This window comes from Sediminibacterium sp. (genome assembly GCF_051861365.1).
GTDB lineage: Bacteria > Bacteroidota > Bacteroidia > Chitinophagales > Chitinophagaceae > Sediminibacterium.
The window spans coordinates 1-1,217 of the sequence record NZ_JBHYCW010000070.1 but is presented as its reverse complement, the minus strand read 5'-3'; the positions used below and the strand labels follow the sequence as shown (position 1 = coordinate 1,217).

At 43.6% G+C, this 1,217-nt stretch carries 1 protein-coding gene; it reads right to left on the bottom strand.

Going from position 1 to position 1,217, the window contains the following annotated elements; all coding sequences use genetic code 11:
* Positions 1-61 precede the first annotated feature (61 nt).
* Positions 62-541, bottom strand: a complete 480-nt coding sequence (locus ACTIEV_RS15485; protein WP_439516816.1) for a hypothetical protein — start codon at positions 539-541, stop codon at positions 62-64.
* Positions 542-1,217: the final 676 nt, after the last annotated feature.

The following is a 1,217-nucleotide window of genomic DNA, read 5'->3' as shown; positions in this document are numbered from 1 at the left end:
ATCCACTTTTACACACAGATTGCTAGTAATCAGATTTTTAAACAGCTTCTAAGGCGAGACACTATCCTGATTCTTCATTCTTTGAGACTTTTCCTAAGTCAGGAGATTCCTCGTCCGCCGCGGCGGATCGGAATGACGTTCTTATTGAGGTCGGCGCAGCCATCCCCACCCAACAATAAATCTGCACTGATAGCAACATCATTTCCCCCAACCATAAAAAACCAAACCCATTCATTTTCGAAATCAATAACCACAGCCCGGTACACAAAACCCAGGCTTTTCCCAATAGCAAGCTGTATTTCATGAATGGATGAAACTGTTTTACGGATGCTTTGACATATGTCATCAAATAATCACGCAGAGAAAAAGAAACGATCAAAAAAGCCACCTGTATCCCCCAACAAAACACTACACCCACCGCATCCCATTCCCCCATCCCCAACATTAAAACATCAACAATCACCGGCATCAAAACCAGTAACATCCAATTTAAAAATAGGAGTGCGAGGAGTTGGAGAAGGAAGGATGTGTATTTGGACATGGGGTATGTGTTTTAAAAGAGTTTAAGACGGGAGGATTGAGACATCCCTCCAAAAAGTTATCGTCATGTTGAGCGAAGCCGAAACATCCCCCCACTGTTAGCAGCATCCTGATTCTCCACCCTATGAAAATTTTCCAATAGTCAGGAGATTCCTCCACTCTCCGCCCGAGGCGGATCGGTCGGAATGACGGTACTAACAGGAGCGTCATGTTGAGTCCGCCTAGGCGGATCGAAACATCTCCCCATCTCGCCTAGGGCGAGACACTATCCTGATTCTTCACGCTATGAAAAATTTTCAATAGTCAGGAGATTTCTCCACTCTCCGCCCGAGGCGGATCGGTCGAAATGACGGTTCTAATTATGAAGATTCACCCAACTCATCTCGCCTCAGGCGAGACTAGTACCTAAAACCCCCACACCCCCACTCCAACAAAAAAAGCACACACAAATAGAAAATAATCCATTGAATTTTTGTCCAGCCTTTGTCTGATGGGGGAGATTGTTGGGTCATAACCATTTGGTTGGCGGGAGAATGAATGAAAACGAATAATATTAGGTTAATTAACCTCAAAACAGCGTCACAAAAGGCTTTCCCTCTATTTACTTTTTTGTCTCTTAAGTAACTAAATTATCAGGAACCAGTACTAAACCTAATCTTGTTGCTTGTTGCTTTAAT